The sequence below is a fragment of the Trichocoleus sp. DQ-U1 genome, from assembly GCF_039961925.1.
In the GTDB taxonomy this organism is placed as follows: Bacteria; Cyanobacteriota; Cyanobacteriia; order Cyanobacteriales; family FACHB-T130; genus FACHB-T130.
This window is the reverse complement of the sequence record NZ_JAMPKB010000042.1, coordinates 12,736-29,000: the sequence shown is the minus strand read 5'-3', so window position 1 is coordinate 29,000 and position 16,265 is coordinate 12,736. Positions and strand designations below refer to the sequence as shown.

Sequence of the window (16,265 nt, the reverse complement as noted above, 5' to 3'; positions counted from 1 at the left end):
ATCAGTTATTCATTACTCACAAAAAACTCATTTGTCAGAAGCATGGTGTTTTCTACCCAATCAGAACCCCTTATGAGTCAAGAGCCAAACTTAGCCTATAACTACAAAGTGGGTGGACATTTACCGCTTGATGCTCCTACTTATGTAGTGCGACAGGCAGATTTTGACCTTTACGAAGGGTTGAAGGCGGGAGAGTTTTGTTATGTGTTGAATTCTCGACAGATGGGGAAAACTAGCTTGCGGGTGCGAACGATGCACAAGTTGCAAGCGGAAGGATTTGCCTGTGCAGCGATAGACTTGACGAAAATTGGGAGCCAAGATATTACGCCGGATCAGTGGTATGCCGGAGTGATGCGGCGGTTGGTGACGAGTTTCCAGCTTTCAGACAAGATTAACTTACAGAGTTGGTTGCGCGATCGCGCTTTTTTACCTCCGGTACAGCGCTTGAGTGAATTTATCGAACAAGAGCTGCTAACATCAGTCAGTCAGAAAATTGTTATTTTTATCGACGAAATTGATAACGTCCTTAGCTTAAATTTTAAGACTGATGACTTTTTTGCGTTTATTCGCGCTTGCAATGAATACGAACGTCTGACTTTTGCCTTGCTAGGAGTAGCGAGTCCCTCTGATTTGATGCAAGATAAAAACCGGACTCCTTTTAATATCGGTCGGGCGGTTGAATTATATGGCTTTCAATTACACGAAGCGCAGCTTTTAGCGGGGGGGTTAGCCGGGAAAATTAGCAATCCTCAAGAAGTGCTAAAAGCGGTATTAGATTGGACGGGAGGACAGCCGTTTCTTACCCAAAAACTTTGTAAATTAGTCCTTCAACAAGCAGAGCAAAACTTATTACCCATTAGCCAAATCCCAGATTGGGTTGAGAGATTAGTGCGCTCGCGGATCATCGAGAGTTGGGAAGCAATGGATGAACCACCGCATCTAAAGACGATACGCGATCGCATTCTCCGAATTGGACAGCGCAGCCGTGCGCTACTAGATATCTATCAGTTAATTTTGCAACAAGATGAATTAGCATTTGACGAAAGTCCAGAACAAATCGAAATACTACTATCAGGAGTAATTGTCAAGCGGCAAGGGAAGTTAAAGGTATGTAACCGCATTTATGCCTCTGTATTTAACGACAGGTGGGTAAACAAGGCGTTAGCGGATATGCACGCCGACTTCATGCAAGTTGTTGCTACCCAAGAACAAAAACTTCTATCGATGCTTAGCGTGATGGAAGGCAAAACATTTGATGATATTCTTTCAGAAATATTAGGTTCTATTACTTTAAAAATGGGCGAACTACTGAGTGTAGATCGCACAACAGTTTTCTTTATAGATGAAGAAAAAAGTGAACTTTGGTCAATTATTGCTAGGCATGAAGACGGAAATCATCCCGAACTTCAAATTTTGTCAAATAAAGAAACTAAAGGACGATTAACATATTTCAAAAAATTTGTCAGCACTCCCTTTAGTTTTTGCGACGATCCCGCTGAGTTGGAAGCGGAGGAATCAGATACAAATAAGGGATATCGCACCTACAACGAGTTAATTTTACCAATATTAAACGAGCAGGGGGATTTAGTTGCTGTTGTTCAATTACTGAATAAGTTAAAGCAGCCGAATAATCCACAAGCTCGCTATTCAGAAAGAATTGATAAATACGGTTTCACAGAAGCCGATCAAAAACAGTTTGCTGACTATGCTCCGGCAATTCGACGAATTCTAGAAAGATGTCAGTATTGTTACAAATTAACCCAAAGACTACAAGCCTCAGAAGCACTGACAGAAGCAACGCGATCGCTCTCTCAAAGCAGCCTCGATTCTGAAGAAGTCTTGGGTCGCGTCATGGATGCGGCAAAAAAACTGATGAATGCCGATCGCAGCACGCTTTGGCTAATAGATCGAGAGGCAAATGAACTATGGACAAAGATTCCTTTTGAGGACGGTTCTGTTCGAGACTTGCGAGTCAAAGTAGGGCAAGGTTTCGCTGGCAAAGTGGCTGCATCGGGAGAAACTTTAAATATTCCCTTCGATCTGTACGAGCATCCTGATTCGGAGACAGCGAAGAAAACAGATCAGAAGACGGGTTATCGAACTTGTAGTTTACTGTGTATGCCCGTTTTCAGCCCTGATGGTGAATTACTGGGTGTTACCCAATTAGTGAATAAAAAGAAACCGGGTGTTTTTCCAGAATATAACCCAGATCATTGGCCCGAAGCCCCCGAATGCTTCAAGGCTAGTTTTGATGGGAATAGTGAAAAATATATGCAGATTTTTAACTCTCAAGCGGGGGTGGCTCTGCAAAATGCCCAGAAATTTGCCAGCGTCAAACAAGAGGCAGAATCTCAACAAAAAAATGTGGTCAGTCAAACTCTGGCGATGCTCAATAGTGTCATGGATAACCAGGGTTTTGATGATATTTTAGATAGCACCTTGCGTTCGATTACTCTAAAAATGGGTAAATCTTTGAGTGCCGACCGCACGAGTATCTTTTTATTAGATGAAGACAAACATGAATTTTGGTCAATTATCGCCGAAGCCGATGGAGATGGTTCTTTAGAAATTCGGATACCTGCTAATAAAGGAATTGTGGGCGAAGTGGCAGCCCGCAAAGAAGTTATCAATATTCCCTTCGATTTCTATGACGATCCTCGCTCTGATGCAGCAAAAGAGCAAGACAAAAAAAACGGCTATCGCACTTATACAATGTTGGCGTTGCCACTCTTAAATGAGCAGGGAAATTTAGTCGCAGTTATTCAGTTACTCAACAAATTAAAGCGATTTGGCGATCGGACTACATCCTTAGCAGAAAGAATCGATCGACAGGGCTTTACCAAAGCAGATGAAGAACGATTTGCGGAAAATGCCCCAATGGTTCAAATGATTTTAGAAAGCTTCCGCTCTTATCATAAAACGGCTAGAGGGCAACGAGTGGCAGCCGCATTAATGGCAGCAGCTCGTTCAGTGAATCAAAGCAGTTTGGATCTTCAAGAAATTCTCAAACGGGTGATGGAAGCAGCTAAGAAACTGATGAATGCCGACCGCAGTACTTTGTGGATTTTAGATCAAAAGCCTGGTGAATTGTGGACGCAGATTCCCTTTGACGATGGCTCGGTAAAAGAATTGCGGGTGAAAGTAGGACAAGGTTATGCTGGCAAAGTTGCCGAATCTGGAGAGCCTTTGAATATTCCTTTTGATTTATATTCTCGCCCAGATTCGGAGACAGCCAAAAAAACCGATCTTCAGACAGGTTATCGCACTTGTAGCTTACTATGTATGCCAGTTTTTAGCCCCGATGGTGATTTGATTGGCGTGACTCAATTAGTGAATAAAAGAAAGCAAGGAGACTTTCCAGAATATGAAAGTCCCGATCAGTTGGCATTTCTACAAGAGGAAGCTCCGGAATATTTTAGGGCTAGTTTTGATGACAGCGATCAAAAATATATGCAAATTTTTAATAATCAAGCTGGAGTCATCCTCCAAAATGCCGAACTTTTGGCAGCCGTTAAAAAACAAGAGCGATCGCTTCGAGACAACCTGAGTGAATTGTAAATTTAAGCGTTGGTTCAGTACTTTGGGAATAACCCCATCCCGCCTTACTAAGAAACAGTGTTGAAGTTTTAAATTATCTAAAATTATCTAAATGCCTGCCCCGTCGAGGAACTCCGTAATCAGCCGATTAGAAGCATTTGAAATGATCGCCTTCTGAAGGCTAGCGTGCATGGCAACGGGTACCTTTCTTTGAATTTTTAACGATTCAATTTCCTCTTCTAAAAATTGAATCCGGTCAAACAAAGCCCGTATTACTTCCGCTTCTGGATCTTGCAGGCTTTCATTGTTAACGGAAGCATCCAAATTATCTTTGCGGCGGACAATTCGACCCGGAACGCCAACTACCGTCGAATGAGACGGAATATCCCGCAAAACAACGGAACCGGCACCGATACGGACGCTATTTCCAATGTGAATATTTCCTAATACCTTCGCACCCGCTCCCACTACGACATTTTCTCCTAAGGTTGGGTGGCGTTTGCCTATTTCTTTGCCAGTACCACCGAGCGTTACGCCTTGGTAAATTAGGGCGTTGTCTCCCACAATTGCAGTTTCTCCAATCACAACGCCAATGCCGTGATCGATGAAAACGCCTTTGCCAATTTTAGCTCCCGGATGAATTTCAATTCCCGTGAAGAAACGAGCCAAGTGGGAAATCAAGCGAGGAATGAAGGGAAACCCAAGGCAATAAAGCCAGTGCGCCACCCGATGAAAGAAAAGTGCCTGTAAGCCTGGATAGCAGAACAGCACCTCCAGCCAATTGCGTGCTGCTGGGTCGCGCTGAAAAATTATTTGGAAATCAGCGATCGCAGTTTTCAGCAAGAGGCGCTTCTCCCTTCAAGTGTGAGATGGACAGCAAGCAAATTGAATCCCCCGTAATTTTGTAGGGATACCGTAATTTTGCTTCTAAGTAGGAGTATGCCATAGCCTATCTACAAAAACAATCATAAAACTGCATAATTCCTATCGACGAACCGTAGTATAGTGGAAAACGTTCTTGGCTTGAGAGAATCCCATGCGATGGACTGTCCTGTAAGGTGAGGTACGCTTTCCTGGCTCTCCTAGAACTAGCCAGCCACCACAAGCCGCGAGACTTCCTGCAAATAGACCACATCGCTGCCGGTCAACAAATACCAGACCGCTATTTAGCGCAGGTGTTGATGACGTTGTGGCGCTGCGGTTTAGTCCTCAGTCAACGAGGCGCTTTCATCAGGTTATTTGTTGGCGGAGGAACCCCAGCGAATTACGGTGTGACAGGTGCTGGCTTGTTTAGAGGGGACAGAGAAACTGGAACCCTTGAGTCTAACTGCTTCGCAAACCCTTGAAGACTTTGCGATTAAGGAAATTTGACAGGAAGCACCGACAGATAGGATTCGCCACGGGCGATCGCTTCACGCCGTCTTGCAGTGCGAGACGTTACAGGATCTGCTCTCGAAATGGGATGAGAGTCAACAGTTGAGTCCATGTTTTACATCTAACTTTGGCGGAGTAGTAAAGATGCGAATTGCTCATAATGTCACGGAATTAGTTGGTCATACGCCTCTGGTTGAGCTGAATCGGATTCCGCAATCTGAAGGCTGTGTAGCGCGAATTGTTGCGAAGTTGGAGGGGATGAACCCGACCGCTTCAGTAAAAGACCGCATTGGCGTCAGCATGATTCAAGCTGCTGAAGAAGCGGGTCTAATTCAGCCGAGAAAAACGATTATCATTGAACCGACTTCTGGCAACACTGGCATTGCACTGGCGATGGTAGCGGCGGCGAAAGGCTACGCCTTGATTTTGACGATGCCAGAGACAATGAGCCAAGAACGGCAGGCGATGCTCAAAGCCTATGGTGCCCAACTGGAACTGACTCCTGGCGCTGAAGGCATGAAGGGAGCGATCGCCCGTGCCGAACAAATTGCGGCGACAACTCCGAACGCTTTTGTACCGCAACAGTTTCGCAACCCAGCAAATCCCAAAATCCATCGGGAAACGACAGCCGAGGAAATTTGGGCTGATACTGACGGTGAAGTAGATTTCTTGGTTGCGGGAATTGGGACAGGTGGCACGCTGACGGGAGTGGCTGAGGTCATCAAGGCACGAAAACCGAGTTTTAAAGCGATCGCTGTAGAACCCGTCAGCAGTCCAGTTCTCTCTGGCGGTCAGGCGGGAGCGCATAAAATTCAAGGGATTGGTGCTGGATTCATCCCAGAAGTTCTCCGAACAGAGCTAATCGATGAAGTGATTGCTGTTACGGATGAGGAGTCGATTTATTACGGTCGCCGCTTGGGTCGAGAAGAAGGGTTGTTGTCGGGTATCTCTGCGGGAGCTGCTTTAGGTGCTGCAATTCGGATTGCTAAACGTGAAGAGAATGCAGGTCGTTTGATTGTTATGGTGCAACCCAGTTTTGGCGAACGTTATCTGAGTACACCGTTATTTCGAGAACCGGAAATTCAGGATTATCCAGTTCTGGTTTAAACCAACGGTTGGAGTCGTTGTATCAGTGCATTAGTGCTAATACTTTGATGCAAGACGCGATCGCATTTATTTTATTTGCGATCGCCCAGTAAAAACATTCATGGCACCTCTGGGAGGTGACATCACTCTAGGCAGGGCACCCGCCAGAGGTGCCCCTACATTCTCTGCAAGCGGAGAGAGCGATCGCCAGTTTAGTTTTATGGTTGCTTTTAACCGATTCTTAACCTAAATTGATTTTTAAAGTACAGTAAATCGGGCGGATTACCGTATTTACTGTGAAATAGGGAAGATATCGCCTAGCCAGTCACAAGTAACTGGACTACCATAGCCCAGTTTTCAATCAGTACGTTGGGGGACTGAGGGATCGGTATTCTAGTTGTTCTGGGAGTTCCAGCAATGAGTTCGATGTTTTTCAGCCCAAGCGATTGGCAGAGTGTAACTTTTAGGCTTTACTGGTTGGCGGTGCGATTGGCATGAACCGCCAGCAGCCTGGTAGACCTGCTGGCTTGAGAACTTTTATGATCGTTAGCTTAGGCGCTGCCGCATTTGTAATAATTCCTTTGCAGGTGGATGGTGACAATACCTTTTCTTCTTCCAATGCTCTGAGTCGCACCATCCAAGGCGTTGCTACGGGAGTTGGGTTCTTGGGTGCGGGAATGATTCTGCAACAATCTCATCAAACACTTAGAAAAGCCGAAGTCAAGGGGCTAACTTCCGCCGCAACTATTTGGTTGGCGGCTGGATTGGGAGCAGCCGCAGGCTGTGGATTATGGCGAATGAGTCTGATTGGAACGCTATTTGCATTGGTGGTTCTTAGTGGAGTGAAGAAACTCAAGAAGTCTCCCTTGATTCGTCTTCACGATGACAATCGGACGAAAACACCGGAAAAAGACGCTGCATCGAATCAAGATGCAGCGCAGCAATAACTTCGCTTTTAGGGCTTTTAAGAGCGAGGGGTGAAAGTAAATTCAGTTGCAGTAGATTCCGGCGTCCTGCCGCCTACATTGGTCAGATATGGCGCGGCTTCGATGTGAAGCGATGCGATTCTTGTAGTCTGGGCTTTTGATTATCTCTACGGGTACGTCAGGATGCGATTTTCCCTTCTTCATCGCACTTAGCTGAGTTTGTTTAGCCAGCCTAGAAAAGATGAATTAGAAGAGATTTTGACCGCAAATTAAGGAATCTTGATCCGTAAACTGTAGATTGAATTGCCTAAATCTTACAGCACTTAGGAATTAGAAAAGAGTGCGTGTGTATGGCATCTCCTCGCCCCTCAGTGCCTTGAAATCAAAGCGTGAGCGACGTTCTCGTGAGCGATCTTCCCGACGGAGTTCCTCATCGAACCAGCCACCCTCATCCTTCAGGTAGAAGTGTTCTCAGTTTTATGGTATTAAATGTACAGTAAGTTGAGCGATAAACCGTAGATTCAAGGGATTCATCTAACCTAATTCGGTTTTTTGTCAAGGAAACCCGCACGTTAAGAAAATTGGGAAACAGTCGCTATGAGTATTTTGATTGAAGACGTATCGAAACGATTTGGCTCTTTTCAGGCGGTTTCAGGGGTCAATTTAGATATTAAAAGTGGCTCTTTAGTGGCGCTTTTGGGACCTTCTGGATCGGGGAAATCCACTTTATTACGGCTGATTGCAGGTTTAGAGACTCCAGACAGCGGTAGAATCAGAATCGCCGATCGGGACGTGACCCAGCAAAGCGTGCGATCGCGCGGCATCGGCTTTGTGTTTCAGCACTATGCGCTGTTTAAGCACATGACCGTCCGCCAGAATATTGCCTTTAGTCTAGAGTTACGCAAAGCGCCCAAAGTCAGGATTCGACACCGGGTAGAGGAACTTTTAGACTTGGTGCAGCTTAATGGGTTTGGCGATCGCTACCCATCTCAGCTTTCTGGGGGACAGCGGCAACGGGTGGCTTTGGCGAGAACCTTGGCTGTCGATCCCGAAGTATTGCTGTTGGATGAGCCATTTGGAGCTTTGGATGCCAAAGTACGTAAAGAACTGCGAGCTTCGTTGCGACACTTACACGAACGGGTAAATGTCACCACTGTGTTTGTTACCCACGACCAAGAAGAAGCAATGGAACTTGCCGATCAAATTGTGGTGTTTAACAAAGGTCGGGTGGAACAGGTAGGGACTGCCGCAGAGATTTATGACCATCCAGCAACCCCGTTTGTGATGAGTTTCGTTGGCCCGGTGAATGTTCTACCAAGTTCTGCTGGTATTTTTCGCTTGTCGAACTTGGAGTCGCCAACTTCTCATGTGTTTTTGCGTCCCCACGATGTCGCGATCCATACGGTGCCTGAAGAAAATGCTGCCCCAGCCAAGGTCAACCGCATCGTGCATCTAGGTTGGGAAGTTCAAATTGAGTTGCGTTTTAAGGATGGTCAGGAAGTCACAGCTTATATTACGCGCGATCGCTTAAACCAGTTGCAACTGCAACCCCAGCAGCTAGTTTATGTCAAACCCCAACACGCCAAGACCTTCCCCGCATACTCTTTAAATTGAGCAATTAAGTAGAAACAATGTTACTGTTAGGTGCTGCAATGACTCAAGTACAAAGTAGCACCGTTACCAGACCCACTAGAGAGAAGACTAAACCCAACTTCCAGCCATTGCCTGGACGGTGCGCCTGGGGCGGAAAGAAGTTGCGAAGGCGGACGATGACGACGCCAAAACCCATCAAAGCGATCGCTGTCCGCATCCACCCCAGATAGGTGCGCTCGTCTGCCAAGCGATCGCGCACCCGCGATGAACTCTACCGCCCTTTACTTTTTGTATCGCTCACCGTTCGCACTCTATACCCCTGAAACTGATGTAGTTTAGTCGGATTAAATTTCGTAGTGCCAGAACGGTTGTTGCTCTTGCAGCACAATGAAGCGGTGAGGCAGGCGCTGAATAATTCCCCGCTTCTCAAATTCATTGAGCAGTCGCGTCACCGTGACTCTAGTGGCACCGATGAGTTCGGCAATTTCCTGATGCGTCAAACGCAAATCAATCTGTTTTCCTTGCTCGATTTCACGACCGAACCTTTTTGCCAGCCAAGTCAACAGTCGCAGGAGTGAAGCGTCCACTGATTTGCAATGCAGAATCTCTATAAATTCTTGAAATTGCTGAATATGCAGAATCATCGACTCGGTGGCTTCTTGACACTTGCTAACTGGCAGAACTTTTACCTCTACCAGGGTTAGGCATTCAATTTGATAAGGGTCAGCCTTAGATAGCACTCTGCCAACAATATCTCCTGGCCCCCATAAACCGAGCGTAATGGGTGTGCCGTCTTCAAGCCAGGTCAAGGTGCGAACGACCCCAGTCTCGATTCGCCAGAGATAATTCTGCTCTAAAGGCAGTAGAGAGCGCCGTGAAAATGTCCGTCGCTTCAGGTGAGCAGCGCTAGGTAATAAAAACGGGGAAGCAGTCATGGATAGTCATCCAATTTTAAAACAGCTACGAAAATCCAGAGCGATCGCAGTTATGCTTGCCGAACCCTGGTTGCAGAGATGCATTGAAGAGGTTTCAACCAAATATACTATATTCCGCTCGGAAAACTGTAGATTAAGAAACTAAAATCCTAGCATTCCCGAAATTGTGCGGCAATAGATAGCACTGGATGAGAACAAGAGTTGCTGGACTCGGCGCAATTACCCGATCGTCAGCGTCCAATTGACCTTGTACAACCAGAAGACGATCGCGCGATCGCTCTAATGTACGATGCGGCTATCAGGGGCGGTTACGAGATAATCAGCTCATAGTAGAAAGCAAGGCTGCCCAAGGAAAGCGTTTAAATGTCCGAGCCATTACTCATCGTCGATGTGCAATCTGGTTTTATCAACGACTTCACGCATCATATTCCGGAGCGTGTTGTCCGCTTGATCCAGCGCCACGAGTACGCGCCAATTCTGTTTACACGCTTTATCAATGTGTCCGACGGGCCGTACTGTCGCTTTCTGAACTGGCACGGCTGCGACAGCGACGCAGAAACAAACCTGGCTTCAGAACTCGAACCTTTTGTCAAGCCAGAACTTGTGTTCTCAAAGTCGGGACTGTGCGGAATGCCAGACAAACTGGCGCATTACCTGCGCGAAAATTCGATTGAGCGGATCTTTGTCGTCGGTATCGATACCGATATGTGCGTGTTAAAGATTGCGATGGATTTGTTCGATATCGGCATTGAACCACTTGTGCTGACTGACTGCTGCGCCAACACAGCCGGTTTGCAAGCGCATTTGGCGGGACTGGCGGTACTCAGCCGCAATATTGGTGCCCAGCGGTTGCACGATGCGGGTCTTGGAGGAGGGATGCTAGCTGCGCCGTAGAAGCAGCAGATAAATAGTTCGGTTAGTAAAAAGACGCGAGAGACGCGAAGCAGCACCGCTTCGCGTCTCTACAATTTATGCAACCCAACGAATAATCTTATTTGTTTTTCTGGAGAGTTTTCGCTTGCTCCAGCGTGATTTCTTTCAGTGACTGATAGGAACTAGCATTTGATGCCCCTTCAATTGCTTTCACAGCTAGATCCTGAACCTGCTTAAGCGCAGAATCGAGTTGTTTCGAGAGGCTGAGAATCCGGGAGTCCTGATTGCGAATCGTCTCCTCTAAAGACTGAATTCTCTGTTCGTGCAAACGCTTTTGCATTTCCACATCTTTAGCATATAAATCCGACTTAATTTTGGTTTGGTAATGGGCAATGCCTTTACCTTCTTCCTTGGCTTTTTTGATAGCCGCTTCCAGTTCCTTGGGAAATGCTTCTACCTTAGCTTTCGCCTCGTCATATTGTTTTTCTTGTTCAGCGATCGCTTTCTCCCGCTCATCCCATTTTTTCTCTTCTTCTTGCTGGAATTCTTCCAGTTGCTTATACAAACCTTTCTTGGTTTGATCGTACTCATCTTGGTTAATTTTGCGCTGGAGTTCTAGATCGTACTGATACTCTTGCACATCCCGTTGTCGCGTTTTAGCTTGCGTTTCATTCCGCTCCTTAATTGAGCGTTTACGTTCTTCTTGTTCTTTGAACCAAGCGTTTTTTTGCTCTAGTGTTTCTTGCTCTAAATTTTCCCGCCTTTGGCTGAGTTCCTCTTCAAAAGTTTTAGAGCTTTCTTCATACTGTTGGATGAGCGTATCCAACATTCCTTCGGCAATTTCTAAACTATGCAGGTCTTCTAATTCTTTAACCTCTGTGGCGACAGAACCCCTGAGTTCTTGGAGCTTAGAAGCTTCTAATGTCAGTTTCTCGGACAACTCGCTGACAGCACCCCCGAATCCTAATTGCAGCTTTGCCAGACTTTCAATTACCCGATCCATTTTTTGTTGATCCGCAGCAGCCTGATTCATTGTTATCCTCGATTCCAATGGTTGTTTCTCTTTAATCGCTGGTGGTTTACTTTGATTCAGTTGCTTCAGTTGCGAGTCCAGCGCTGCTTTCTCTTTACTTAATTCCTCATACGCCGCTAAGATTTCAGCCTTGGTGTTTTTGTCGTTGAGTTTTCTTGCCATTGATAATCTCCTATTTTTGAGAAACGCTATTTACTCTGGAGCCAGTTAGAAACGAATTTCTAATTTCTCTTTTCGGTACCTGTCAATTTAGCGGAGGAGTTTTCAAAGGCTCTCATGGCAATATCTTGCGCTTGCTTCAAAGCGGCTTGAAGTTGGGCAGTCATTTCTGCTATTTGTTCAGATTGTTTTTGAATTGTCTGCTCTAGGGATTGAATTTTAAATTCATTCGCCTGTTTAGTCGCTTCCCACTCTTTTTCATACAAATCAGCTTGCACTTTAGCGTCTTGGTGAACGTCTTTAATTGCCTCTTCTCTGGCTTTTTTAACAGCATCCTCCAATTCTTTAGGAAATCCTTCTATTTTCTTTTGATGCTCCGTAAATTCTGCTTGACGCTTTGTCAGACTGTTTTCTCGCTCTGACCACTGTTTTTCTTTCTCTTTTTCAGATTGTTGCAATTCCCGTTCCAAGTTTCGCTTAATTTCTTCGTACTCATCTGTCTCTATTTTCCGAGTACGTTCTAAATCGTATTGATATTCTTCAACTTCCCGCTGGCGTTCGGCAGTTAATAGAGCATTTTGTTCTTGGAGTGTCGTTTCAAATTCTTCCTGTTCTTTTTGCCAAGATTTGCGGATGGTAGACTGTTGTTTTTCCAGTGCTTCCCGTTCGCTGGCTATTTTTTGTTCAAGTGATTTTAGGTTTTCTTGGTGTTCTTGCGTTAAGATGTGCAGCGCATCTGCGACGACTCTGATTTGCTGAAGTTCTTGCAAATGCTGCGTTTCAATGTCTAGCGCCCGTTTTAGTTCGTCTAACTTTGAAGTTTCACCCGTTAATTTTGCGGAGAGTCCAAAAACAATTCCGCCAAACTCTAATTGCAGATCGGCTAGACCTTTGACAATACTATCAATCGTATAAGTAGAAGCTGCTTGAAGAACTTCTTTGTTCTTTTCTTTTTCTGCTTCTTGTTCCTTGGTCGCTATTTTTGACTCGATTTTTTTCTTGTCTGCAATTATTTGTTTGAAGGCTTCCAGAATCTGTTCTTTGCTGTCTTTGGACGCCAATTTATTCATGCTTTTTCTCCATAAAAAAGTTGCTCCGTCGTAGGTAAATTTCCTACAGCAGAGTGTCGCAATCTAACCAGGAACACAGCTTTTAAGTAGAACAAATGTTCTACTACTAGTGCAATATACTCAAGGAATTATGGCATTGTCAAGGGAAAATACTCCGGGAAACAGGTGTATAAAAAGTTACTACTTATAAATGGCTTGAGTAGGTAGTCGCCCATGCCAACATTTCAGCAGGCACGGCAATGCCGTACCCCTGCACCGGGGAACGAGAAGGTGAGGTGGGGATGAGAGTTAGTAGGTTGATTGGGTAAGGGTTTGGTGAATTTGGTCTAACACTTCTGCCATCGATAGGGTGGGCACGCGCAGAATTTTGGTAGCGATCGCGCTGAGGATTTCCGGCAACTCTGAGGTAGCTTCATCGACCCCATCATTTTGATGCTCAAGCACCAAAATCGGCGGCAGAAAAGGCATCTGTCTCAAGGAAGCCAGCGCCTCCATCAAGCCTGGATTTAGCTCCATGTCTGCCAGATCGATCAGCAATAAATCAACGTTTTGCTGTTGAAGTTGCCGCAATACTTCAGTCCAAGACCGCGAAAGTATACTTCTAAACCCGGCTTTTTGTAGGTAGTGAATCAGAGGCGATGCCTTCGAGCTGCCCCGCTGGGGTTTAGCGAACAATCGAGGGTCGAAGGCTTCGCTGGTCGGGTAGCGATTGACGCTTGCCGACAAATCCATCAGCGATCGCGCATCGACGACTAAAATGCTTGGCTTACAGCTCATCCCGACGGCAATCTGAATCACCTGCAATAAGGCGGCGGTGTGATCGTTCCCATCTCCTGCCAAACAGGGAAAGACACAAAGACTGCTCACTTGATTTGCCGCCTCAGTCGTCGGGCGATCTAGCGTTACTAAAGGTAGAGAAGCTAGGGTCGTCTGTGAGGCAAGTTGTTGGAGATAGGCAAGCGGATCTTCTAGACCCCCACCATCGAGGATAACGACATCCGGCTGCCAAACGCGAGCCAGAAGTTCTGCCTGCTCTAGATCGTCGGCTTCTAGAACCCGGTGATTTGGCGAGAGTCCCAATGCGGTGGGCGAAAATTCTATCGCGGCTTGCTCAAGAGAAGTGAGATGTAAAATCGTCAGGCTGACGTTGGTGCATTGCTTTGGCTTGGTTAAACAAGTCAGGCTGTGGCGTAAAGTTTCCGCCTGGACTGGCAGCGTTAAAAAGCCATCTGCTCGGTTGGAGGCGGCTTGCTCTTTTTCGGCGTTAGCGGCTGTCACGATGACTGGAATGTGGCAGGTTTGGTCGTCTGATTTGAGCAGAGTCAGCACGTCCCAGCCGGAAAGCAGGGGCAAGCACGGGTTGAGCAGTATGGCTTGTGGCTGAAATCGCCGTGCTTTTTCGAGGGCTTCTGTCCCGGAACGAGCGATCGCAGCTCGATAGCCTAAACTGGTGAGTTGCTGAGTGAGATGGTCGATGTACTGGGGTGCGGCTTCAACGATCAAAATCAACCGATTGCGGTTCAAGGATGAACGATGGGGAGTGAAGGATGCATCCCGATTTTTTTGAGCCTTCATCCGGCTTCCTTCCTCCTTGCGCGTCGGGGGAATCGGAGGAAGTAGCAGGGTAAACTGGCTTCCCTCACCGGGTTTGGAGATAAAGGAAACATCCCCACCGTGCAGACGAGCCAAACCTTGGGTTAAAACCAGCCCCAACCCCGTCCCGTCAAAGCGGCGGGTCATCGGGTCTTCTAGCTGTTGAAATTTTTGAAAAATTAAATGTTGTTTTGCCTCTGGGATACCAATGCCAGTGTCCCAAACAGTAAAAGCAATCCAGCCTTCCCACCGACTAACTTTCAGTCCAATTTCGCCGCCCGCTTCGGTAAATTTGAGGGCGTTGGAAAGCAGGTGAGTGAGCATCTGGCGCAGACGCAAATCGTCCGCCACAATCGTTTCTAATCCAGGTTCGATACTGAGCGTAAAACCCAGTTCCTCTTTGGCGTTGCTGACTGGTTCATGCCCCGTTGCCGGTTGGTCTTTTAAGGTCTGGAGTTGTCTCGCTTGAGATAAGGCGCGATCGCACACTGTCAGAAGATTCACGGGTTCTGGCGACAGTTCCAACTGCCCCGTCTCCATGCGGGTCAAATCTAAAATATCGTTGACCACCGTCATCAACTGACGCCCACTCTGATGAATCAGCTTTGCATAGCGTTCCTGACGCTCGTTCAGCTGTCCCAGTACCCGATCCTTGAGCAAGCTGGATAAACCCAGCACGGAAGTTAGGGGAGTCTTCAGTTCGTGGCTGATACAGGCTAAAAACTCATCTTTCATCCGGTTGAGTTGCACCAAATCCGCATTTTTAGCCGTTAGTTCCTTGGCAACCTGCTGCTGTTCCGTGATATCAGTTGCCATCACCAGCCATAAGTCAGTGCCGAGTGCTGAAGATTGCGGGTCAGGATTCAGTGAAGAGGAAGAAGCGGGAAGATAAGAATTTCCTCGGAACTCCTGTACTGGGGTTTTGCCTAAGGTTTCGAGAAGTTCTAACTCAGCCCCGTTCTGCCACAGGGGAATTTTGACAAACTGCCAAATGCGCTCGTTGCTCTTTTTCCAGGTTCTAGAAGGTTGGGTTGCTGAGGAATTATCGAGAGGGTTATTTAGAGTCAGGGTGGCTTCTGTCGCTGACATCACGCTGGCAGAATCACTGCTAACAGAGGCTTCATCTGCACCCAAATCGATTCGGTTGCTTTGCTTTGAAGGCTCCCATCGCCGAGCAGGCTGAATTTCCTGGGCGCTAGAACTTCCGGCGAATATCTCGCTCCACACCGAGGGCAAGGAATCTAATCTGGCAGGTGCCTCTTGCTGTACTACGGGTGGGTTAAAGCTTTCCCCAATCTGCTGACGCCAAGTTAGGTTCTGGGCGATCGCTTGTCCAGAACTTGTTTGCAACCTTAAAGGCAATGGCAGTTGTTCCAACAGTTGCACTAAGGTTCTGTGCCCGCCGTGCGATTGCCCCACGTGTCCCCCTGTCGGCTTCTCCGCAGCAGGGCGTTGAACTGTGTTTGTTGCGACTGACCAAGGGAAGGGCGGTTTGCGTAGATGTCCGGATGCCTGGAGGGCAGCTTCTCGGAGCGGGGTTGCTTCCCGCAAGGCGATCGCGTCTTCTTGGAGTTCTCCTGGGGTATAGGCTTGGGAAGCTCTCTTCTGACTACTGCCGATGCCCCATTCCTCGCTGCCTTCGGCGGTTGCCATGAATTTCAAGATCCGCTGGCTATCTAACAAACCCAAGAATTGATGAGTGGGATCGACCACAGCCCAATGTTGCGGTGTTTGGGAATTGCATGAGCGCAAATACAGGCGAAATTCCTTCAGAGACAGCTGACTCGGTAACGTTGTCAACCGTTCAATCAGCGGAAAATTTAGATGACACAGGGGTTGCTGTAAATCCAGCGTCAAAGGAGCAACTAAATAATTTTTTTGGCTGAACGAATTTGTTACTAGAAGATGAGGCATCATTGCCCGCAGATTGATGACTCCCAGTGGATGTTGTTGTTCGCTGACCACCACCAGGCGATCGCAACTACCAGAGCTAAAAATCTCCAGCACCCTCACCAATGCCACTGTTTGTTCGCAAACGGGAACTGGCTCGATAAATTCCTTTAAACTGGGAGTGGATATGGACATG

General features: G+C 46.9%; 13 protein-coding genes and 2 pseudogenes. 8 read left to right on the top strand and 7 right to left on the bottom strand.

The genetic code is table 11. The annotated features are described in order from the left end of the window. The first annotated feature begins 72 nt into the window (after positions 1-72). A complete protein-coding gene (locus NDI34_RS17730) occupies positions 73-3,558 on the top strand; it encodes a GAF domain-containing protein (protein ID WP_190533648.1) in 3,486 nt (1,161 codons plus the stop codon). Positions 3,559-3,645: 87 nt separating this feature from the next. Here NDI34_RS17730 and cysE read toward each other — a convergent pair whose 3' ends face one another. Beyond that, positions 3,646-4,380, bottom strand: a complete 735-nt coding sequence (gene cysE, locus NDI34_RS17725; RefSeq protein WP_190415958.1) for a serine O-acetyltransferase — start codon at positions 4,378-4,380, stop codon at positions 3,646-3,648. Positions 4,381-4,595: 215 nt separating this feature from the next. On the opposite strand from cysE, the gene NDI34_RS17720 reads away from it, so the two are divergent. Beyond that, positions 4,596-4,883, top strand: a complete 288-nt coding sequence (locus NDI34_RS17720) for an Rrf2 family transcriptional regulator (RefSeq protein WP_339380844.1) — start codon at positions 4,596-4,598, stop codon at positions 4,881-4,883. A gap of 11 nt (positions 4,884-4,894) precedes the next feature. Here the strand turns inward: NDI34_RS17720 and NDI34_RS17715 are convergent, their stop codons facing one another. Next, positions 4,895-5,023 (bottom strand): hypothetical protein, encoded by a 129-nt coding sequence (locus tag NDI34_RS17715; protein WP_277877696.1) that lies wholly within the window; start codon positions 5,021-5,023, stop codon positions 4,895-4,897. Positions 5,024-5,055: 32 nt separating this feature from the next. Between NDI34_RS17715 and cysK the strand changes: the two genes are divergently transcribed. The 4 genes and pseudogenes from cysK (at position 5,056) to NDI34_RS17695 (ending at position 8,537) form a co-directional block, all read left to right on the top strand. Then, the gene (cysK, locus tag NDI34_RS17710; RefSeq protein WP_348233336.1) at positions 5,056-6,018 is read left to right on the top strand and encodes a cysteine synthase A; all 963 of its coding nucleotides are present in this window, start codon (positions 5,056-5,058) and stop codon (positions 6,016-6,018) included. A gap of 100 nt (positions 6,019-6,118) precedes the next feature. Further along, a complete protein-coding gene (locus NDI34_RS17705) occupies positions 6,119-6,247 on the top strand; it encodes a hypothetical protein (protein ID WP_277879682.1) in 129 nt (42 codons plus the stop codon). Between the two features lie 176 nt (positions 6,248-6,423). Further along, positions 6,424-6,944: pseudogene (locus NDI34_RS17700) on the top strand (MgtC/SapB family protein). A 576-nt stretch (positions 6,945-7,520) separates the two neighbouring features. Further along, complete coding sequence (locus tag NDI34_RS17695) at positions 7,521-8,537, top strand: sulfate/molybdate ABC transporter ATP-binding protein (RefSeq protein ID WP_190427684.1); 1,017 nt, start codon at positions 7,521-7,523, stop codon at positions 8,535-8,537. Positions 8,538-8,583: 46 nt separating this feature from the next. Here the strand turns inward: NDI34_RS17695 and NDI34_RS17690 are convergent. Continuing rightward, positions 8,584-8,775, bottom strand: a pseudogene (locus NDI34_RS17690) (DUF202 domain-containing protein); the annotation flags it as partial. Positions 8,776-8,860: 85 nt separating this feature from the next. Further along, entirely contained in the window at positions 8,861-9,451 is a 591-nt protein-coding gene (locus NDI34_RS17685) for a Crp/Fnr family transcriptional regulator (RefSeq protein ID WP_348233335.1), read from the bottom strand. A 201-nt stretch (positions 9,452-9,652) separates the two neighbouring features. Between NDI34_RS17685 and NDI34_RS17680 the strand changes: the two genes are divergently transcribed. Next, positions 9,653-9,781 (top strand): hypothetical protein, encoded by a 129-nt coding sequence (locus NDI34_RS17680; protein WP_348233334.1) that lies wholly within the window; start codon positions 9,653-9,655, stop codon positions 9,779-9,781. Positions 9,782-9,814: 33 nt separating this feature from the next. After that, positions 9,815-10,345, top strand: a complete 531-nt coding sequence (locus tag NDI34_RS17675) for an isochorismatase family cysteine hydrolase (RefSeq protein WP_348233333.1) — start codon at positions 9,815-9,817, stop codon at positions 10,343-10,345. Between the two features lie 97 nt (positions 10,346-10,442). Here NDI34_RS17675 and NDI34_RS17670 read toward each other — a convergent pair whose 3' ends face one another. The 3 genes from NDI34_RS17670 to NDI34_RS17660 form a co-directional block, all read right to left on the bottom strand. Beyond that, on the bottom strand, positions 10,443-11,519 hold the full coding sequence (locus tag NDI34_RS17670) for a hypothetical protein (RefSeq protein WP_348233332.1): 1,077 nt from the start codon (positions 11,517-11,519) through the stop codon (positions 10,443-10,445). A 59-nt stretch (positions 11,520-11,578) separates the two neighbouring features. Next, entirely contained in the window at positions 11,579-12,586 is a 1,008-nt protein-coding gene (locus tag NDI34_RS17665; protein WP_348233331.1) for a hypothetical protein, read from the bottom strand. A gap of 288 nt (positions 12,587-12,874) precedes the next feature. Continuing rightward, on the bottom strand, positions 12,875-16,264 hold the full coding sequence (locus tag NDI34_RS17660; RefSeq protein ID WP_348233330.1) for an ATP-binding protein: 3,390 nt from the start codon (positions 16,262-16,264) through the stop codon (positions 12,875-12,877). Position 16,265: the final 1 nt, after the last annotated feature.